General features: G+C 35.2%; 20 protein-coding genes. 15 read left to right on the top strand and 5 right to left on the bottom strand.

Translation table 11 applies throughout. From position 1 onward, the window contains the following. Window positions 1-18: 18 nt before the first annotated feature. From ABID13_RS11595 to ABID13_RS11585, 3 genes are read right to left on the bottom strand one after another with little or no spacing between them, the layout of a single operon-like run. Window positions 19-807 carry an ABC transporter permease gene (locus tag ABID13_RS11595; protein ID WP_048928975.1) on the bottom strand — a complete coding sequence of 263 codons (789 nt, stop codon included), beginning with the start codon at window positions 805-807 and terminating at the stop codon, window positions 19-21. A 27-nt stretch (window positions 808-834) separates the two neighbouring features. Further along, on the bottom strand, window positions 835-1,872 hold the full coding sequence (locus tag ABID13_RS11590) for a glycosyltransferase family 2 protein (protein WP_048928974.1): 1,038 nt from the start codon (window positions 1,870-1,872) through the stop codon (window positions 835-837). Beyond that, on the bottom strand, window positions 1,869-2,666 hold the full coding sequence (locus tag ABID13_RS11585) for a glycosyltransferase family A protein (RefSeq protein ID WP_048928973.1): 798 nt from the start codon (window positions 2,664-2,666) through the stop codon (window positions 1,869-1,871). The genes ABID13_RS11590 and ABID13_RS11585 overlap by 4 nt, the downstream gene beginning before the upstream one ends. A gap of 207 nt (window positions 2,667-2,873) precedes the next feature. Here ABID13_RS11585 and ABID13_RS11580 point away from each other — a divergent pair, with 207 nt between their 5' ends. The 15 genes from ABID13_RS11580 (at window position 2,874) to ABID13_RS11510 (ending at window position 17,013) form a co-directional block, all read left to right on the top strand. After that, window positions 2,874-3,452: a tyrosine-type recombinase/integrase gene (locus ABID13_RS11580; protein ID WP_045094086.1), complete on the top strand. Its 579-nt coding sequence runs from the start codon at window positions 2,874-2,876 to the stop codon at window positions 3,450-3,452. A gap of 181 nt (window positions 3,453-3,633) precedes the next feature. Next, the gene (locus ABID13_RS11575; RefSeq protein ID WP_048928972.1) at window positions 3,634-4,422 is read left to right on the top strand and encodes a glycosyltransferase family A protein; all 789 of its coding nucleotides are present in this window, start codon (window positions 3,634-3,636) and stop codon (window positions 4,420-4,422) included. A 1-nt stretch (window position 4,423) separates the two neighbouring features. After that, window positions 4,424-5,464, top strand: a complete 1,041-nt coding sequence (locus ABID13_RS11570; protein WP_048928971.1) for a glycosyltransferase family 2 protein — start codon at window positions 4,424-4,426, stop codon at window positions 5,462-5,464. Window positions 5,465-5,468: 4 nt separating this feature from the next. After that, window positions 5,469-6,452: a glycosyltransferase gene (locus ABID13_RS11565; RefSeq protein WP_048928970.1), complete on the top strand. Its 984-nt coding sequence runs from the start codon at window positions 5,469-5,471 to the stop codon at window positions 6,450-6,452. Between the two features lie 16 nt (window positions 6,453-6,468). Then, entirely contained in the window at window positions 6,469-7,575 is a 1,107-nt protein-coding gene (locus tag ABID13_RS11560) for a DegT/DnrJ/EryC1/StrS family aminotransferase (RefSeq protein WP_048928969.1), read from the top strand. Continuing rightward, window positions 7,572-7,979 carry a sugar 3,4-ketoisomerase gene (locus ABID13_RS11555; protein WP_048928968.1) on the top strand — a complete coding sequence of 136 codons (408 nt, stop codon included), beginning with the start codon at window positions 7,572-7,574 and terminating at the stop codon, window positions 7,977-7,979. Before ABID13_RS11560 ends, ABID13_RS11555 begins: the two co-directional genes overlap by 4 nt. A gap of 14 nt (window positions 7,980-7,993) precedes the next feature. After that, complete coding sequence (locus tag ABID13_RS11550) at window positions 7,994-8,968, top strand: acyltransferase family protein (protein WP_048928967.1); 975 nt, start codon at window positions 7,994-7,996, stop codon at window positions 8,966-8,968. A 151-nt stretch (window positions 8,969-9,119) separates the two neighbouring features. Next, window positions 9,120-10,055, top strand: coding sequence for an ATP-grasp domain-containing protein (locus ABID13_RS11545; protein ID WP_048928966.1), 936 nt, complete (start codon window positions 9,120-9,122; stop codon window positions 10,053-10,055). Then, on the top strand, window positions 10,052-10,663 hold the full coding sequence (locus tag ABID13_RS11540; RefSeq protein ID WP_048928965.1) for an HAD family hydrolase: 612 nt from the start codon (window positions 10,052-10,054) through the stop codon (window positions 10,661-10,663). The genes ABID13_RS11545 and ABID13_RS11540 overlap by 4 nt, the downstream gene beginning before the upstream one ends. Before the next feature lie 14 nt (window positions 10,664-10,677). Further along, window positions 10,678-12,093: a glycosyltransferase gene (locus ABID13_RS11535; RefSeq protein ID WP_048928964.1), complete on the top strand. Its 1,416-nt coding sequence runs from the start codon at window positions 10,678-10,680 to the stop codon at window positions 12,091-12,093. Window positions 12,094-12,102: 9 nt separating this feature from the next. Next, window positions 12,103-13,584 carry a CDP-glycerol glycerophosphotransferase family protein gene (locus tag ABID13_RS11530; protein WP_048928963.1) on the top strand — a complete coding sequence of 494 codons (1,482 nt, stop codon included), beginning with the start codon at window positions 12,103-12,105 and terminating at the stop codon, window positions 13,582-13,584. A gap of 51 nt (window positions 13,585-13,635) precedes the next feature. Then, window positions 13,636-14,346 carry an IspD/TarI family cytidylyltransferase gene (locus ABID13_RS11525; protein WP_048928962.1) on the top strand — a complete coding sequence of 237 codons (711 nt, stop codon included), beginning with the start codon at window positions 13,636-13,638 and terminating at the stop codon, window positions 14,344-14,346. 25 nt (window positions 14,347-14,371) lie between these two features. Then, window positions 14,372-15,427 carry an NAD-dependent epimerase/dehydratase family protein gene (locus ABID13_RS11520; RefSeq protein ID WP_048928961.1) on the top strand — a complete coding sequence of 352 codons (1,056 nt, stop codon included), beginning with the start codon at window positions 14,372-14,374 and terminating at the stop codon, window positions 15,425-15,427. 40 nt (window positions 15,428-15,467) lie between these two features. Beyond that, window positions 15,468-16,256 carry an ABC transporter permease gene (locus ABID13_RS11515; RefSeq protein ID WP_048928960.1) on the top strand — a complete coding sequence of 263 codons (789 nt, stop codon included), beginning with the start codon at window positions 15,468-15,470 and terminating at the stop codon, window positions 16,254-16,256. A gap of 16 nt (window positions 16,257-16,272) precedes the next feature. After that, entirely contained in the window at window positions 16,273-17,013 is a 741-nt protein-coding gene (locus ABID13_RS11510; protein ID WP_048928959.1) for an ABC transporter ATP-binding protein, read from the top strand. Window positions 17,014-17,166: 153 nt separating this feature from the next. Here ABID13_RS11510 and ABID13_RS11505 read toward each other — a convergent pair whose 3' ends face one another. After that, complete coding sequence (locus ABID13_RS11505; protein WP_048928958.1) at window positions 17,167-17,922, bottom strand: glycosyltransferase family 2 protein; 756 nt, start codon at window positions 17,920-17,922, stop codon at window positions 17,167-17,169. 166 nt (window positions 17,923-18,088) lie between these two features. Beyond that, complete coding sequence (locus ABID13_RS11500; protein ID WP_048929239.1) at window positions 18,089-19,024, bottom strand: hypothetical protein; 936 nt, start codon at window positions 19,022-19,024, stop codon at window positions 18,089-18,091. Window positions 19,025-19,111: the final 87 nt, after the last annotated feature.

The raw sequence follows: 19,111 nt of genomic DNA, 5'->3' as shown, positions 1-19,111 counted from the left end.
CTTAAAAAGCCGCCTTTCTTAAATGAACAGGATAAAATCATCCTGTTTTCGTTTAAATGCCCATAGACCGATTACCAACATAATAAATGCCATGATCCATCCGCCCCACAGAATCCTAGGCCCTGGTATCTGGCCATAATAAACTAAATCTCTAAACTGAGCCACATAATAATAGAGAGGATTTAACCCCTTTATTAAGATTTGCAGATTATGCGGCAAAGACTCAATTGGGTAAAAAATGGGAGTCAGATACATCCAGGCCGTTGTGATGGCATTATATATGTACTGAATATCTCTAAAAAAAACATTAAGCGCTGCGAGAAGGAAGCCTAGCCCCAGGCAAAAAATATAAATCTGGACAACTACGGTTGGAAACAAAACAGAGGTCCAGGTTAGCTTCGCCCCTGTTGCAATAATAACGATTAACAATGCACCAAAAGAAAGGACAAAATCAACCATGCAACTGGTAACTTGGGAAAAGGTAAAAATGTATTTGGGCACATATGTCTTCTTCAAGAGAGCACCATTATTGACAACTGAAGTCATGGCCTGCCGTGTAGAAGTAGATAGAAAGTCAAATAACATTTTGCCGGTAAATAGATACACAGGGAAGTTCTCAATATTGCGGCTGAACATAGCAGAAAATACAATAGTCATAACTATCATGACAAACAATGGATTCAAAATGCTCCATAAGTATCCTAAAAAACTTCTTCTATATTTCAGCTTGATGTCGCGGCTTACCAACTGTATAATCAAATCCTTATATTTCCAAAACATAGATATCCTATATTTCCATGGGTTCATGTATTTATACCCTTTCTTCTATTTTATTCATTCCTTTTCTAAACGGTTTGTTTTTCTAAGCTTACTGTATAACCCAGAATATAGCATTTTCCGATACAGTGTAGGAGTCAGATGCAGCCATGACAGTAAACGGTATATCTGCGATTTACGTAATACTCTCTGGTATACAGCTGGATCAAAAGACTGAATCATTGCATTAAACTGGTCCATGTCTTTTCTTCCTTTTTTCTTATTTCTTTGTACAATACAAACTGTTTCGTAATAACTTGGAATACCACTTTCAATTTTCAAATCCAGATACTTCATTCCTTCAGAGGTCAAATTGGAATGTTCTCTGCGATAAATTAATAAATCTCTGGTAACTTTCTCTGCATGGGATAGACGTGCTAATTTGTTTTTGTCCGATACACTTTGCTCACTATTGCCTACGAGATACTGATATACATATATATTTATTGGATAAATCGAATCCGCATAACAGAATGGAATTGAAGAAAATTCATGATCCTCATAAAATATTTTTTCTGGCAATTGATAATTATGATATCTATAAAACTCTGTTCTATAAGAAATACCATGAAACATACAACAACGATCAAACTTTTTCCAGTCTGCTACTATATCTTCCAGGCTATAAACTTTTTTATAATTATCGCAGTACATATTCCAGCTTTCTCTGGATCCATCTTTCATATCTATACGGTGATAGGGTGTCAATACTACATCACAAGTACAATCTTTTAAAATATTAACAAATTCAGGAAGATTCTCTGAAATCACCCAGTCATCTGCATCAACTACTTTAAAATATGTTCCTGATATATAGGAAATAGCGCTATTAATAGCAGAGCCATGCCCCCCATTGCTTTTATTTACCAAAATTACATTTTGGGGATACTGTCTTACATATTGCGTTGCAATTTCCTCTGTTTTATCCGTAGAGCCGTCATTGACAACAATAATTTCAATGTCCTGGAGTATATCCTGTACCAGCATTGAATTTAATGCCTTATGAAGGCACCATTCAACATTGAAAGAAGGAATAATGAACGATAGAATCTTCATATTGGGGGCTCCTTTTTTGTGACTTGATTGGCAAGTTGATTTTTATATCTGAAATTCACTGCACCTTGGAGCATAAGATATAATACATGCTGTATCGGTACGTCATTAAACTTTTTATGATGTCTTAAACAGTATTGAAGACATAATGGAAAAAACCATTTTTTTGATATACATGCAAATAAAGCACCTTTATCCCTAAAATATTTATTACTATAACCATGAAACCAAGAAGATTCTCTATAGTTCATACAGCCAATCAATTGATGGGAAGCATACAGCTTAAGCCCATGTCTTAAACAATCTGATAAGAATATACTATCCTCTCCGCTGCCATAAAGAGCTCCCCCTCCAAACATTAGATGAAAATATATGTTTTCTTTTCGGATCTTCTCTAAGCGCACTGCAATTCGGACTGCCCCATAGCGTAAACAGTTAAATAGACGAAGTCTATGTGATCGATTATTTATGTATTCAGTTCGATTCTGATCATTGCTAGAAACATTGAAAATAATGACATCCGCCTTAGGATTTTTTTTAAACTCATTCAGTATAAGATCTTTATAGCCATCCACATAGACAACATCGTCATCAGAGAACAGTACAATATCACTATCTGCCCGCATCAATGCATTGTTGCGGCTTAATCCGATACCTCTTTCATCAAAAGAATACCAATGTATCTGGTAGCCATTATATTCATTATGGTCAACGGCTATTTTGTTACACTGGTTGATAATAATTGCATCACTATTTAATTTCATTCTATGGGACAGAGTATAATCTGTCTGGTTCATAGTAGATACTAGGACTTGTAATCTCATTTTTAATTCAAAATATTAATTTGGTTGTGGGTAGTTTTAATTGCTGCGAGGGCAACACTTTGGGATAAAATGTTGCATTCAGTATTTATAATAAAACAGTCGCAATATAGTCGTTTTATTGATAATATATTCATGTATTACACTTCGTAAAAACAAAGATATCAATGGAGGTATGGACCAGTGGGGAAGACACAGCCGATAAAAAAAGCAGATGATGTACAGCGATTTAAAGAATATTACTTAGAAAAAAAGCAAATAAGAAATTACACAATGGTAACGTTGGCTCTAAATACTTCTTTACGTATTAGCGACTTGTTACATCTAAAATGGATCGATGTTTATAACTTTAAGGCAAATAAATATAGAGAACATATTGATCTTGTGGAACAGAAAACCGGCAAAAAAAATTCGATTGCATTAAATAGCGAGGCTACAAAGGCATTGGAACTTTTAAGAAGAACACTTGATACTTTTTATCAAGAGGCATATATTTTTAAAAGCCGTATTGGAGATAATCAGCCAATAGGACGGATATGTGCTTTTAGGATCATAAAAAAAGCTGTGAATGATTTAAATTTAGAAGGGGTTATCAGCTGCCACTCACTACGCAAAACATTTGGCTATCATGCTTGGAAAAAGGGGGTTCCCCCTGCACTTATAATGTCTATATACAATCATTCATCCATTGAAATCACCAAACGATATCTGTCAATTGATCAGGATGATAAAGATGAGGTCTTTCTGGGAATGAATCTTTAAGCTTCCATTTTAAGAAATATTTGAGAAAAATGGGACGAAATTATTAATAAATGGGGGGGAAAAGGTCTTGAATTATGGGGAAAGACATGCTATTCTTATAAGCGAACACAAGGGCAACATTTTATCCCAAATTGCTAACTATTACGACTTCAGCAGGTTTGTGCAGGGAGGATCAATATAAATGACATTAGAAGTGCTTCTTTCTTGTATGAATCAGTCGGATTTTTCAATCGTGAAAAATAGTGGGCTGATCAGTGATGTTTTAATTATTAATCAATGTATGCAGGAATGTGAACAACAATTATATATTGATAACCAAAGGATTCGTATGGTTTCGACTAAAGAGAGGGGATTGTCAAAAAGCAGAAATTTGGCAATCCGTTTATCTGATAGAGACATTTGTTTACTTTGTGATGATGATGAAGTATTTGTTTCTGACTATGAAGAAATCATACTAAGGAATTTTGAACAGTTGCCAGAGGCTGACATTATTGCATTTGATATTCAAAACAAGGAAACTCGCTTAAAAAGAAAAATTCACAAGATTGGAAAGTTAGGCAGCCTAAGGTTATGTTCTGTTCAACTGGCATTTCGGCGTAAAGCGATTCTTTCTCACGGTGTTGGGTTTGATCCGATTATGGGCGCGGGTACTGGTAATGGTGCTTGTGAGGAAAATAAATTCTTATTTGATTGTATTCGAAGTGGGCTAAGATTATATTATGTACCTGAAACAATAGCTAGTTTAAACACAGGGGGCTCTACATGGTTTGATAACTATGATGAGCTCTTTTTCAGACAGAGAGGTTCCTCAACACGGTATATGATGGGGCTGATTCCTTCAATTGCATATGGAATGTACTATTTATTTGCGAAATATCAGCTTTACAGCGATACGATTTCAATGACCGATGCTGGTCGGGCATTATTTGGTGGCATTTATAATAATACACTGAAAAAGGTTAGGTATTAGTATGGAGAAGATTATCACATTTATTATACCCGCCTATAATGTTGAAAAGTATTTATCTAAATGTCTAAATTCTTTTCTTGATTTAAGTATATTAGATAAACTGGAGGTGATTATTGTAAATGATGGATCTACAGATAAAACAGAGGAAATTGCAAAGTCATATGTTGGCAGGTATCCGGATTCTTATAAATTAATCAATAAATCCAATGGAGGGCATGGCTCAGCTATTAATATTGGAAGCCAAATTGCATGTGGGAAATATTTTAAGGTAATAGATGCGGATGATTGGGTGATAACAGAAAATCTAAGAAGATTTATAAGTAGGTTAGAGGAATTAGATGTAGATATAGTAGTGACACCATTTCATATGATTGATATGAAAACAGGAAGAAGCCAGGAACAGTCCTTTAGATCATCCGACTGTATTGTTAATTTAAATACTATAATATCAGATTGGTCTAATTATGAAGGATGTATGGTATTTCATGGGATAACATATCAGACGGTGTTTTACCAAAAATATGAACATTTATTGCCACATCACATTTTTTATGAGGATCAGGAATTTTCATCAATCCCATGTTGTCATGCGGAAAATATTGCATTGATAAACATTTTTATTTATCAGTATATGATTGGTAATGTTGAGCAGAGTATAGCTGCGGAAAGTCAAGCGAAGCGAATTGACCATGTTGAACAGGTAATTGATAATATGCTTCATTATTATAATAATGGAGTGGGGATGTCTCAAATAGCTCAGGAGTACCTTGGTTTAAAAATTGAAAATATAATCTTGGTTTATTATATGGTAGCTTGTATCTATGAACAGGATAAAATTAAGGGAATGCATGAAAGTCTTGCACTTAATCAAAAAATACAAAAAAATAATTCTGAGATGATCACTCGATTGAATCGAAAATATAGATTTTACTTATTGATGAATCGGATGCATATATCACCGGGAATGTACCAATGGATCATGCGACCGAATTGCTATGGTCGTTTTAAATATATTTTAAATAAGTGTATTAGGCGGGTATGAGACTGTGACGGATAAAGAAAAGAATCACAATTTTGATATTCCACTGATAACCGTAATTACATTATCTTATAATAGTGAGTTTTTGTTTGAAAGTATTAAGTCTGTATTGAATCAGACTTATCCAAAAATAGAATATGTGATAGTGGATGATGGTTCAAAGTATTTTGAGGTTGATGAGGTTTCTGCTTTTATAAATCAACATAAACAGAAGAATTTACTGGATTATAAGGTGATTGTTAATCCGAAAAATATGGGAACTGTGAAAGCTTCTAATATTGCCATTGTTCATTCGACTGGTGAGTTTTTATTTAATTTGGCTGCAGATGATGTTTTTTACGATATTCGAGTGTTGGAAGGATGGGTTAGGGAATTTATTAAACGTGAATCCTTAGTGATGACAGCGCAAAGTGCAGTTTACGATTCGACACTTACCTATTTTCAAAAGGTGCTTCCTGAAAAAAAAGAAGTTTTAGTACTAAAATCAGAGAATGCTAATCAGATTTTTGAGCAATTGTGTTATGCGAATTTTATCTATGGATGTTGTACGGCAAGGAGCAGAAAGGTATTTGACAGTTTTGGTTTGTATGATGAAAAATATAAACTTATTGAAGATTATCCGTTTGCACTAAATATTAGCAGACACGGAGTATCTATAGACTATTGGAACATGCCAGTCATTCGGTATAGACAAGGGGGGATTAGTTCTCCTGGGAATTTTAATAAAGTATACGAGGATGATTCGGATCTTATTTTCAAAAATGAGATTTTACCCTATACCAAACATAAGTTTAAAGTTACCGCTAACTATAAAATATGGAAAATGAACCGCAAAGAGAATATTCGTTTTTATAAGTACTATAGTTATTGGAAAAATACTAATAAAGTATGGATGTTGCCCTTTTTGGGTTTTCGTTATCCAATACCGACTTTACGTGCTTTAAAAAGATATTTTGTATCAAGAAAAGATGATTGTGTAAAGAATCCGTAATATAAAGGAGACCATCATGAAGATTATGCAAAACCGAATGGATAGGGGTTATATTAAATATAAAGAAGAATTCGATACTAAAGCTATCCAGATATTAGAATCGGGATGGTATATCTTGGGCAAGGAAGTGGAGAACTTTGAAAAGGAATTTGCTGAATTTGTAACAGCGAAGTATTGCGTAGGTGTTGCAAGCGGTTTGGATGCTTTATATTTGGCATTCCGTGGATTGGGCATTGGAGAAGGTGATGAGGTAATTGTTCAAGCTAATACTTATATAGCTTCTGTTATGGGAATTACAATGAACAGAGCCACACCAGTTTTTGTAGAGCCAAGTGAATTCTATAATATTAATGCAGCAGAGATTGAAAAAAATATAACATCAAGAACAAAGGCTATATTGATCGTTCATTTATACGGACAGGCTACTGATATGGGAGATGTGGTTTCTCTGTGTAAAAAGTACAACCTTAAGTTGGTTGAGGATTGTGCGCAGTCACATGGAGCTACATATAGGGGGCAAATGACGGGGACTTTTGGGGATGTTGGTTGTTTTAGCTTTTATCCATCGAAAAATCTGGGAGCATTTGGAGATGCCGGTGCAATCGTTACCAATGATGTAAGCCTTGCTGAACAGTTTAAAGTCTATAGAAACTATGGCTCAGAAAAAAGGTACTATAACAAAGTAATTGGAGTAAACTCAAGACTTGATGAAATGCAAGCTGGACTTCTTAGAGTGCGTCTTACACATCTTCAAGAGTTAAATCAAGAAAGAATCGGATTGGCGAAGATTTATAATGATAGAATTACCAATCCGGCAGTTATAAAACCTAGAATTTGTAAAGATTGCTCATCGGTATTTCATCAATATGTAATCCGCACAAAGAACAGAGATTCTTTACAAGAATATTTGAAATCACATGATATAGGAACAATTATACATTATCCAATTCCGCCCCATTTATCAGAAGCCTATTCTTATTTGGGGTTACCACGAGGATCATTTCCTATTACTGAGAAGTTGGCGGAAACAGTATTGTCATTGCCAATATATAACGGCATGACACCAGAGGAACAAATGTATGTAATTAACAGTATAAATAATTATCGAGGAGAGCAGGCATGATTGATGATCAATACAAAATATATGAGTTTAAAGAGTTAGGCGATGAACGGGGAAATTTAGTTGTTATTGAAGGTGGAGAAAATATTCCGTTTGATATTAAACGTGTTTTTTACATATACGGATCGGATGAAACAGTTATTCGTGGACAACATGCAAACAAGTTTTCAGAATTTGTTTTAATTAATGTAAATGGTACGAGTAAAGTGCGTCTGGATAATGGGTCTGAAGAAAGAGTGATACATTTGGATAGGCCTAGAATGGGATTATATATACCAGCAATGTTGTGGAAAGATATGTATGATTTTAGTTCGGATTCAGTTCTACTTGTGTTAGCTAGTACACACTATGATGGTGAAGAGTATATTAAGGATTATAAAGTGTTTCAAAATATGGTTTTAGCTTGATAGGATGAATTAAAATGGAAGGTAATTATAATAAGCATTTATATAATGTGGACTTTTTAAGATTCGTATTTGCCCTTTTTATTGTATATTATCATATTACACCAATTATGAGTAAATTCTTTGGTAAAGTATTATGGCTAGATTACCTTTCAACTAGAAACTCTAATGTTGGACAGGTTATTGTGATTTCGTTTTTTGTGATCAGCGGTTTCCTTTTCTTTTTAACTGAAGAATATAGAAGATTTTCATTATCCACCTATATAAAACGAAAGGTTATACGAATTTGGCCCGTACTTGCATTCTCGTTAATAGTAAATTTTCATTCTACAGCTGATATTCTGAATCTGTTTTTTATTAGTTCTGGTACAGGTCTTATATCGGTTGGATCTTCTAATCCTGCCTCCTGGTTTGTATGTGTATTGTTTTGGCTGGAACTTTTGATGTTTGATTTTTTGGCCAGATCCAATTTCAACTCTAAATATAATATAGCAGACAGTTTAATTACTGATTATAAAGTAAGCGGAGAAATATGGGGGATGCTTGTAACACTAACAGGGTTCATTCTGTTGGGCCAAAGAACTGGTAGCACTCTGTATTCCGCAAAGGCCTTTGAACAACTCCCCTTTTTGACAAATGGCGTATTGATGGGGATTACCGGGTTTGTCTACGGAGGGCTAATTGCTCGATTTTGGATCCGAGGGTATTCAATAAGAAAAACTATTAATAAAAGAAATAAAATCCTCATAACCATCTTAGAGATTGTTATATTGAGTTACTTTGTTAACATACTTATCAATTGTACTCAAAAATATGAAAAAATTTATTATATACTGATATTTTCAATTATTATAATGGATTTTATATATCAATGGGGTTATATAGCCCAGCTTTTGAACCATAAGATATTTGGTCACCTGGGGAAATGGTCGTATTCTATTTACATGATGCAGTTTCCATGTTTTGCATATTTGAAAAAAGTTTGTGGATAAAGAACTCTGCGGGAGATAGCAAAACTATTTTATTAATTAGTGTATCGATATGTGTAGGGGTAGGGATTGCTACCTATTATCTTATTGAGAGACCTCTATCAAAGTGGTTAAAGAAAAAAATGCTAGTTTCATAAGAAAGTTGGGAAGAAAAATGATACGTATAATGATTTTAGGTGGAGGTACAGCCGCGGCTTGGGCGATAAGTAAAGCTGTTAAAGATATCGGAAAAAATCGTGTTCTATTGTATGTTTGTGATATCAATCCACCCCATTTGGTTCATACATCTACATTAGCAGATCGTTATTTTGTCATTCCCTCTATTAAAAGTGTTGGGTATTATGAGTACATGATGGCTCTTTTTGAAAAAGAGAAAATTGACATTCTAGTGCCATTAATAGATTGGGATTTATCTCTGTTTGCCTACGATAACGCCGACCTATTACGATTAGGGATATATGCTGCCTCTCCGTATAAACAAACATTTAATATGTTATCCAATAAGAGGAATATGACTCAGACTTTAGAGGGAATGGAAATAGAAGTACCACATATAATTTCTAGTGAATTTTTAAAACCAGAATGCACCTATTATGTAAAACCAGAAATTGGTTTTGGATCAAGGAATTCGCGGGCTGTGTTAGGGCGTGATTTATTAGAGATGAACTTAAACGGTATGATTGTGCAGGAATTATGTTTGCCAGAAGAAATAACTGTTGATGTATTTTGTGACGGAAAAGTCGTTAAAAGCATATGCCGGGAACGAATTGAGGTGAAAGCCGGTGTCTGTACAAAAGCCCGAATTTTTGAAGATCAAGATTTATCTAAAGTGATCAGTAAATTGGCCTCAAAATTTAGCCTTCCTCATATGAATTGCGTTCAATTTATGCGGTCACAGCAAGGAAAGTGGCTACTCACTGATTTTAATCTTAGGTTAGGTGGCGGCAGCGCGCTATCAGCAGCAGTAGGATTTAAAATGGCAGAGTCAGCAGTGGCCTTATGGTTGGAAATGCCGGAATTAGTAAGTATTGATATTCCAGCTCAGGAGCGTTTTGTAGTTCGGTGCTTTGAGGAGATAGTGACAAAATGAAGATAGTCTTTGATTTTGATGGAACTTTATTAGACAGTAGTAAACGCCATATTCAGGTGTTGCAGGATTGCTTGAATCAAAAGGGTTATAACCGATATTCATTAAAGGGCTATTTAGAATATAAAGCAGATGGATATTCAACAGCGGCGTTTCTAAAAGAAAAACTGGGTTTCTCAAATTGGCAAAGTGAAGAAGTTTCAAGAATGTGGATATCGCATATTGAAGATTTGGACTATCTGCGTACGGATCAATTGTATTATGATGCGATACCAACATTATACGCTTGTTTAGAACATGCGGATATACTTTATTTATGTTCGGCGCGCCAAAAAGAGCAGCATTTAATGTATCAAATAAATCAGCTCGAATTATCAAATGTCTTTTGTGAAGTATTCTGTGCATCACCAGCTACGGCGGTTGATGAAAAAGAATATTTTATCAATCGCGTGCAGCCGGATTTGGTAGTGGGTGATAGCGAAGTGGATTTCAGTGCCGCCAAAAGATCTGGGGTGAGGAGCTATATTTTAAATAGAGGGTTCCGCAGTAAAGCATATTGGGACAAACATAAGGTTAAAACCTATCATTCGCTTGATGGTCTGAGATACTGAGAAGGGGTGGAATAATGGTGAACATAGATTATGGACTGAAAATACAGGAATGTGCAGAAGAAATAAAAAAACAAGGTTATCAAGCTTTATGCTTTTGGCTTCCAGCCTACAATGTAGGAGGTGGAACATTTTTATTATACCAATTGGCTGAGTTCATTTCTACGAATACCACTTTAAAGACATATTATGTTGACTATGAAAATGGGTATCCCCATTCTCTGGCTTCAAAAGAAAGCAATGTCATTTTTTTGAATTTTAAGGATGGAGATAATGAACTTCCGATAAAAGAACCTGTGATCTTAATTACAAATACAACAAGAGCATCACAGATAACGAATATGCATCCAGAAAGTAAATTGGTGTTTTGGCATTATGAAACTTTTCGAAATGCTTGGGAAAGTGTATTTTTCTTTAATGAAACCCCCTCTTTATTTAAGCTAATGCGGGATGGTCATGCTATATTTTATCATGACTGGTCTGGTAAAATGTCTATGAATATGCAATGTAAATCTGTTCAATTTGACAATAAGGATTATATGCAAGTTTTTTTGGAGCCTCTTAAAAATGTTAGATGTCCAGAATTAGTTGATTCTGGGGCTATCAATGCGGGATGGGTAGGACGTCTGGGACATGACAAAATTAATGCATTATATAATATGATTGAACGTTTTGCAGATGTAAAAACACCAAATAAAAAGCGCCTTTTCATTGTTGGAGATGGCCCAAATCGAAATGATGTAGAAAATTTTTGTATGAAGTTTGCAGGAGATATTGAATTTACTTTTACAGGTACTATTCCACATGAGGATTTACCTCAATACTTGCAAGATAATGTTGATGTGCTTTTTGCAGTAGGAACTTCGGTTATTGAGGGAGCACGTTTAAAACTTCCATCTGTGATTTTAATGGTTTCACCAATACATTATGAGATGAATAGTTTTATCTGGCTGTATGATACAAAGGAGTATGGTGTATCAATACTTCCTGAACATAAGGATGTTTTTGATGTGAAGTATACAACAATGGAAAGTATATGTGCAGAGATTTATGAGCAAGGAAAGAAACAAGAACTAGGAATGCGGTGCTATGATTATTATATAGAGAATCACAGTTGTTATGAAGAAATAATATCAAAATTTTTGGGCTTTTGCATAAAGAGCACATTGAAGTTCTGGCAACTTAAAAAATGCATTAAGTTTGTCCCATACAATATAATCAAAGCTTCTCAGCTTTGTGTTAAAGGTCATGCCTTATTATCTAAAGTGGAATATAGAAATATGATAAAATATAAAATATTTTCTAAAACATACTTTGAGTCACGAAAAGAAAAGAATGTAACATTTTATTATTTGGCAGGCCGTATAAAACTTCCATTTTACAGAAAGTCTGTTAGCGGCTTTAAATTTCCGGTAGCATTATTTAAAGGGTAGGATGAAATTATGGCAGTTAAAGAAAAAATAAGGGCAATATATGGCCAAAGGTTTAAGCGTTTTAAGCTGTTTGGTATTCCGGTAATTGAACTACGAAGAACGGATAACACACATTATAATTTATATATATTTCGTATTTTACCAGTATTTCGCATTATCAAAGACAAGCAGTTGTTTTCCATACATATCTTGGTGTTTGTTTGGTTTTCTAAGGTAGCATTAAAGATTAAAAAGAAAGTGGAAAAGAGAATCATTGCACATAAATATGAAAAAAATCTGGGCGCTATCCAAGAGAAGGCTAAGCAGGGAATAAAAATAAGGGCATGTTTGTTTGTTTCTCGTATTACATGCTGGCAATATGCAAATTTATATTCTTTAATGGAAAGCAGTGGTATTTTTGATCCAGTTGTTGTCGTTAAACCGTTTATGCTTCAAGGAGAAGAGACCATGAAGCGTTATATGGAACAGACTTATAATATTTTAAAGGAGCAAGGGTTTAGAGTCATTAAAGGATATGATAAAGAGACAGATACTTTTCTTGATGTACGAAAGGAGCTTGAGCCGGATATTGTAGTTTATTCTAAATTTTGGAAACCTATGTTCCATAAATATACTTATATAAACCGGTTTTTAGATATTCCTACATTTTTGTTTGATTATGGGTTTAATGTTGCACATCATCCAATGAATGAATCCCTAAACTTTGAAATGCAAAATATGGTTACAAAATATTTTCTGCATACTCCAATTCATTTACAAATGGCAAAGCGTTTAATGGATAATCGTGGAAGTAATGTAGTGGTTAGCGGTTCTCCCAAATTTGATGCATTTCTCTCTTCCGACTATGTGCCAAAAGATGTTTGGAAGGAACAAAATAAAAGAAAAAAACGTATTATATGGGCTCCGCATCATTCGGATGGTTTTGCTGCTATTTATTATCAGTACAATGCGTTTTATGAAATTTGTGATTTGATGATTGATATTGCAGTAAAGTATGCAGATCAAATACAATGGGCGTTTCGGCCGCATCCTATGATTAAGGCAAAGTTAGAAAAGAGATGGGGAAAGAATGAAACAGATGAATACTATGATAAATGGAGCAATATGGGGAATACACAATATGAGGATGGCGAATTTATAGATTTGTTTATGACATCAGACGCGATGATTCTAGACAGTATTTCTTTTATTGCAGAATATACCATAACAAATAAACCGGCTTTATTTACAATAGGTAAAAATACCCGTGTTATGCTGAATGAATATGGGGAAAAGAACTTTGAAGTTTTATATAAAACTCGTAGGGATTTTATTAAGGAAGATATTCAGCGTTTTATTGAGGAGGTTGTGTTAGAGGGAAACGATGTAAAAAAAGTAGCCCGTGAAACTTTTATTAATGAGTATTTAATACCGCCGAATGGGAAGACAGGGACAGAGAACATATATGATGGGATCTGTGAAACACTCAATATTCCAATTAGTGAAACTTAAATTCGTAGAAATAATGTATTTAAAATTTATAGATAGAATTGGAGAAAGTTTATGAATATTGCATTGATAATAGCGGGTGGAGCGGGACATAGAATGCAGCAGGACATTCCAAAACAGTTTTTAAATGTATATGATAAGCCTGTTATTATTTATACATTAGAAGCGTTTCAGAAACATCCTAATATTGAGGGCATAGAGGTTGTTTGTTTGGAAGGTTGGCATGAGATACTATATGCATACTGCAAACAGTTTAATATTAACAAGTTGGAAAATATAGTTACTGGTGGGGAAAACGGACAGGCATCTATACGTAATGGTATCAATGATATAAAAAAGAGACATTCAGATGATGATATTGTTCTAATTCATGATGCTATACGCCCAATGGTATCAGAAGAGATAATTTCAGACTGTATCCGTGTTTGTTCGGCACATGGCAATTCTATTTCAGTTATTCCATGTGCGGAAGCAATGCTTCGAACTGTAGACAACTGTTCATCTAATGCTCAGGTGCCAAGAGATAATTTAAAGCGGACCCAGACTCCACAGGCGGCATCTCTTGGTAAATTGTTAGATGCTCATAAAAGGGCATTGGAGCAAGGGATTACTAATTCAGTTGCAACATGCACAATGTTTATAGAGTTGGGAGAGGTATTGTATTTTTCTCTAGGATCTGAAAAGAACATAAAATTGACAACGCCTGAGGATATCGATATTTTTAAGGCATTGCTAAACTCTAAAAGAGATGCTTGGATGCATTAGTGCGAATGAAGAAAGGAATGTTTATATGACAATATTCGATCATCCTTTATATAAACAGGATTTGCAGCAAATTTCGAATTATATTCCAGATATAAGTACAGTAAAAAGTGTATTAGTAACGGGAGCGACTGGATTGATTGGTTCGTTAGTTGTGGACGCTTTTTTATATAAAAATCATGGCACGAAGATACCCTATAAAATATATGGTTTAGGAAGAAGCTTAGATCGCCTTAAGAGACGTTTTAAATATGCCAGTTCTGATAAAAATATTTACCTTTTTGAACATGACATAACCAAACCATTGGATTGTCCTGTGGACTTTGACTATATAATTCATGCCGCTAGCAATGCTGATCCAAAATCATATGCGAGTTTCCCTGCTGAGACTATAACAACGAACATTATAGGTACGTATAATATCTTAGAATATGCTAGAAAGCATAACAGTGTTAAGATTATTTTTACATCCACAATGGAAGTATACGGAACAATGCCATCGGGAACAATTATAAAAGAAAGTGATTATGGTCAGACTGATTTTAATCAGATACGATCGGGATACCCTGAAAGTAAGCGGGTTTCAGAGTTGCTTTTCAGGAGTTATTCTCTAGAGCATAATATTTTTTCAATTATAGCGCGTTTAGGATATATATATGGCCCTTCTATGACACAATATGACAGCAAAGCAGCAGCACAGTTTATTAACAATGCAGTGGATGGAATGGATATTATACTAAAGAGTCCAGGTATTCAAAGACGTTCTTATTGCTATAGTGCTGATGCAGTATCTGGCATTTTGAGTTTATTATTTAAAGGTCAAATGGGAGAAGCTTATAATGTAGCCAACAATGCCTCCACTATTACGATAGTTGAATTAGCTGAATCTGTAGCTAAGATAGCAGGTACGCAGGTTGTATATTCTAATCCTGAAGCGATAGAAAAGCAGGGATACTCGAAACAGAATGATGCTGTTTTAGATGAGGGAAAATTAAGAAGCATCGGTTGGATGCCACAATATACAATTAAAGAAGGAATGGATCGTACAATTAAGATTTTAAAAGATATAAATAATATAGAATGATCTTTTGTCTTTCAGACGGAAATTTTGTGGGGATAAATAAATGCAAAAGTTGAGAAAACGTTTCAATATTTTTTGGGCATATAAAGATTTATTAAAGCAGCTTGTTGTTAAGGATATAAAATTGAAATACCGCAGAAGCTTTTTGGGTTATGTTTGGAGTGTTTTAAATCCATTATTGGTTATGATAGTAATGGCAGTTGTTTTTTCCACTATGTTTAGACGTAATATAGAGAATTTTCCAGTGTATTTATTTTGTGGACAGATTCTATTCAATTTTATGAATCAATCTACGCATCAAGCATTAAGTTCGATTAATGGAAATGCAGCCCTACTAAAGAAGGCATATGTGCCGAAATATATCTTTACGTTTGCTAAAATTACCAGTGGACTTATTGATTTGTTTTTTTCTATGGGAGCATTAATTATAGTAATGTTGGCAACAAAAGCAACATTTAGTTGGCATTTTCTGTTATTCCCTCTTGTTTTATTACAGCTTTATATCTTTTGCCTTGGTTTAGGATTGTTCTTAGCGCAGGCAAATGTGTTTTTCCGTGACATACAATATATATATAATGCAGTTACCACAGCATGGCTATATTTAACACCTATATTTTACCCCATTGATTTATTACCCCCAGACGTCATGTGGTTAGTAAAGCATTTAAATCCAATGTATTTCTATATAGGTCAATTTCGAGATTTGGTCTATCATAATAGAATACCCGGATGCGTAATAATTTTTGCAGGATGTTTTGCTGCAATTGCTATGCTCTTTATTGGAACTTGGACTTTTTTAAAAAATCAAGACAATTTCATATTATATATTTAAATCTGAGGTAATATCGATGGGGAAAGAAAAAAACGTTATTATAGATGTAAATCATGTCACGGTAAGATTTAATTTGGCTAATCAGAAAATTGATAATATAAAAGAATACTTTATAAAAATTATAAAAAGAGAACTTATGTTTCAGGAATTTTTTGCCTTAAAAGATATTTCTTTTCAGGTAAAACGAGGTGAGGCATGGGGGTTGGTAGGAACTAATGGTTCTGGTAAGTCAACATTATTAAAAGCAATAAGTGGAATTATAAAACCTTTTGAGGGAAGTGTTACTGTTAATGGCAGTATCGCGCCTCTTATTGAACTGGGAGCTGGCTTTGATGGAAATCTTACTGCAAGAGAAAATATTTTTTTGAATGGTTGTTTGTTAGGACACAGTGAAAAGTATATGCAGGATCATTTTGATGAAATAGTAGATTTTGCAGAACTGTGGGATTTTTTGGATTCACCAATTAAAAACTACTCCTCTGGTATGCGTGCTAGGCTGGGATTTGCGATTGCCACGATGGCTAAGCCGGACGTTTTTATTGTTGATGAGGTATTGGCGGTAGGGGATTTTAAGTTTCGCCAGAAATGTCAAGCCAGGATGAATGAAATGTTAAGTAACGGTACCACCCTTCTATTTGTATCCCATTCAATTAGTGAGGTATTGGAACTGTGTGACCATGCGATATGGTTGGATCGGGGAAAGACTGTCATGCTGGGGGAGGCAGAAGAAGTTTGTAATTTATATATGTCTAAGTAAAACGCTAGGATAGACTCCTGACATTTAAGCTATCCAAAACGTATGTACGCATGGTTTTGAAGATAGAGATGAAAGGCGGGCCTCTTTGTTTGTAGTATTACATCTATAAAGAAGATTTTTAGTGCACACCCAGCGAGCATGGAGGTAGGGGACTTAGTGAATCAAATTCCGATATTTTTTTAAACTCCGAATAAAATAATAGGACCAATAATAACATGCAGGGATTATAGCAATACCAATAGAACGGTATACGCGAAAAGTCATAATTCCTGCTTTTATTTTATTACCGGATTTTGAATTGGATGAAACTCGGTATATTAATAAAGGTTCGTTAATTCCATAAGCGTAGATGTTTTTATCTCGCAGTATCCGTAGCCAAACGGCAAAATCCTCATGTAAATAGGAAGCATTTTCCATAGGATAACCCTTGATGATGCTTCTGCGAATCAATACTGATGAACAGGAAATAATATTTTGTTTCAAAAGTTCTTTGTACGTTATACGATTAGGAACCGGAAGATAATAGTTTAGTGATCGGCTATTTTCATCCATGAAGCTAGAACCGGTAAAGATAAAATCTGCGTCAAGATTTTGGATATAATCTATTTGCTTCTGTAATTTATCTAATCTCCAAGAATCATCACTGTCAAGAAATGCAATCCATTCTCCAGAAGCTATAGAGATGCCTTTATTTCGAGAATCAGCGACACCAAGGTTACATTCATTGCGTACATAACATATACGGCTGTCTTTTTTTATATAAAACTTTATAATTTCAGGTGTCCGGTCTGAAGAACAATCATCAATGACCAGTAATTCCCAATCCTGATATGTTTGGTACAATACGGATTGTATGGCTTCCTCAATGTAGAGAGCAGCATTGTATGCAGGCATTATAATACTTATCATGCGATATCCTACCTTATTATGTTTTAAATCAGTATCTTAGTTTATAAATATCAGAAACAGGGGAGTAAACATCTTGTTGGACTGATTAAACTATCAATCCATGAAAGTGTTTACACCCCCAAGCTTTTATATAGACAACAAATGCTTATTTATCATCCATCCCCCCCTACTGCACCACCCGATAACTCCCCCGATCCGGCGTCCCCGTATCCCATTCCGGCATCCAGGCCCCATCGCTTCCAAGCCAGTAATACATTTCAAGGGCATCTGATTTCACATAGCAGTCTGATTCCATGTATCCCCTATAATTAAAATAGTACCACTTATCATTGATCACCCTCCAACAGTCAGTTGCAAAGGTTCCATCCTTATAAGCGAAGCGCCATCCGGCAGATGTTTTCTGCCATTCTCCATTGTCCCTGGTCCAGGCATTCTCGCGGTTGAGAACTTTGGCATCAGAATCAGAGGACCATCCGCTGGCTTCGGTGCTGTAGGTGCCAAGGGCGCGGACATTGAAGGTATAGCTGCCTTCAGTATTAATATAGGAACTGAAATCATATGAATTTTCTTTGGTGGTCACAGTTGCCAGGAGACGCTTGTCCCTGTACAGTTTTACCTCATACTGTTCTGAGCCATCCACTGAATCCCACAGGGCCGTGTCGCCGTTCCAGCTGGTTGCAGTGGTGCCGGGCAGATTGCCGGAGATCTCGGGAAGATAAACCTGAAGGATCAGGGTAACGCCATCTGATTCTATGTGAGACTCCTTGTACTGAGCGCTGCATCCGGACAGACTGAAATCACTTCTCTCAATATTGGAGAATTTATAACCTTCCCTGGCAGAGAGTTCCACCTCAGCCACGGGCCGTTCCCCGAAAATCCAGGTGTCGTCATCTTTTACATATTCCGTGCCTTCTACTTTGAATTGGCTGCTGCTGGAGCTTGCTGTAATGCTGCCTACAATATCGCCTCCCTTGGGGGCCTTGTCCCAGGAAAAGCTTAAGGAGACCGAGGTAATGGTGTTCTCCTGGCCATAGGCGGAGAAGATGCCTCCCAATGTGAGACATGCAGCTAAAGCCATGATTGCAATTATTTTTTTGTTCACTGAAATCCTCCTTTTCATAAATGATACGTTGCTTGGTGAATCATTGGTTGCTGTTTTTATTTTACAGTATTTCTGAGGAAATGTCCA

The sequence above is a fragment of the Enterocloster citroniae genome (assembly GCF_040545455.1).
Lineage (GTDB): Bacteria > Bacillota > Clostridia > Lachnospirales > Lachnospiraceae > Enterocloster > Enterocloster citroniae.
The sequence above is the reverse complement of the archived record's forward strand: the minus strand, read 5'-3'. Positions and strand labels throughout refer to the sequence as shown.

Excerpts from the sequence above, each read along its gene's own strand:
- ABID13_RS11595 (WP_048928975.1), bottom strand. The coding sequence starts at position 807 with ATGAACCCATGGAAATATAGGATATCTATGTTTTGGAAATATAAGGAT.
- ABID13_RS11590 (WP_048928974.1), bottom strand. The coding sequence starts at position 1,872 with ATGAAGATTCTATCGTTCATTATTCCTTCTTTCAATGTTGAATGGTGC.
- ABID13_RS11585 (WP_048928973.1), bottom strand. The coding sequence starts at position 2,666 with ATGAACCAGACAGATTATACTCTGTCCCATAGAATGAAATTAAATAGT.
- ABID13_RS11575 (WP_048928972.1), top strand. The coding sequence starts at position 3,634 with ATGACATTAGAAGTGCTTCTTTCTTGTATGAATCAGTCGGATTTTTCA.
- ABID13_RS11570 (WP_048928971.1), top strand. The coding sequence starts at position 4,424 with ATGGAGAAGATTATCACATTTATTATACCCGCCTATAATGTTGAAAAG.
- ABID13_RS11560 (WP_048928969.1), top strand. The coding sequence starts at position 6,469 with ATGAAGATTATGCAAAACCGAATGGATAGGGGTTATATTAAATATAAA.
- ABID13_RS11555 (WP_048928968.1), top strand. The coding sequence starts at position 7,572 with ATGATTGATGATCAATACAAAATATATGAGTTTAAAGAGTTAGGCGAT.
- ABID13_RS11550 (WP_048928967.1), top strand. The coding sequence starts at position 7,994 with ATGGAAGGTAATTATAATAAGCATTTATATAATGTGGACTTTTTAAGA.
- ABID13_RS11545 (WP_048928966.1), top strand. The coding sequence starts at position 9,120 with ATGATACGTATAATGATTTTAGGTGGAGGTACAGCCGCGGCTTGGGCG.
- ABID13_RS11540 (WP_048928965.1), top strand. The coding sequence starts at position 10,052 with ATGAAGATAGTCTTTGATTTTGATGGAACTTTATTAGACAGTAGTAAA.
- ABID13_RS11535 (WP_048928964.1), top strand. The coding sequence starts at position 10,678 with ATGGTGAACATAGATTATGGACTGAAAATACAGGAATGTGCAGAAGAA.
- ABID13_RS11530 (WP_048928963.1), top strand. The coding sequence starts at position 12,103 with ATGGCAGTTAAAGAAAAAATAAGGGCAATATATGGCCAAAGGTTTAAG.
- ABID13_RS11525 (WP_048928962.1), top strand. The coding sequence starts at position 13,636 with ATGAATATTGCATTGATAATAGCGGGTGGAGCGGGACATAGAATGCAG.
- ABID13_RS11520 (WP_048928961.1), top strand. The coding sequence starts at position 14,372 with ATGACAATATTCGATCATCCTTTATATAAACAGGATTTGCAGCAAATT.
- ABID13_RS11515 (WP_048928960.1), top strand. The coding sequence starts at position 15,468 with ATGCAAAAGTTGAGAAAACGTTTCAATATTTTTTGGGCATATAAAGAT.
- ABID13_RS11510 (WP_048928959.1), top strand. The coding sequence starts at position 16,273 with ATGGGGAAAGAAAAAAACGTTATTATAGATGTAAATCATGTCACGGTA.
- ABID13_RS11505 (WP_048928958.1), bottom strand. The coding sequence starts at position 17,922 with ATGATAAGTATTATAATGCCTGCATACAATGCTGCTCTCTACATTGAG.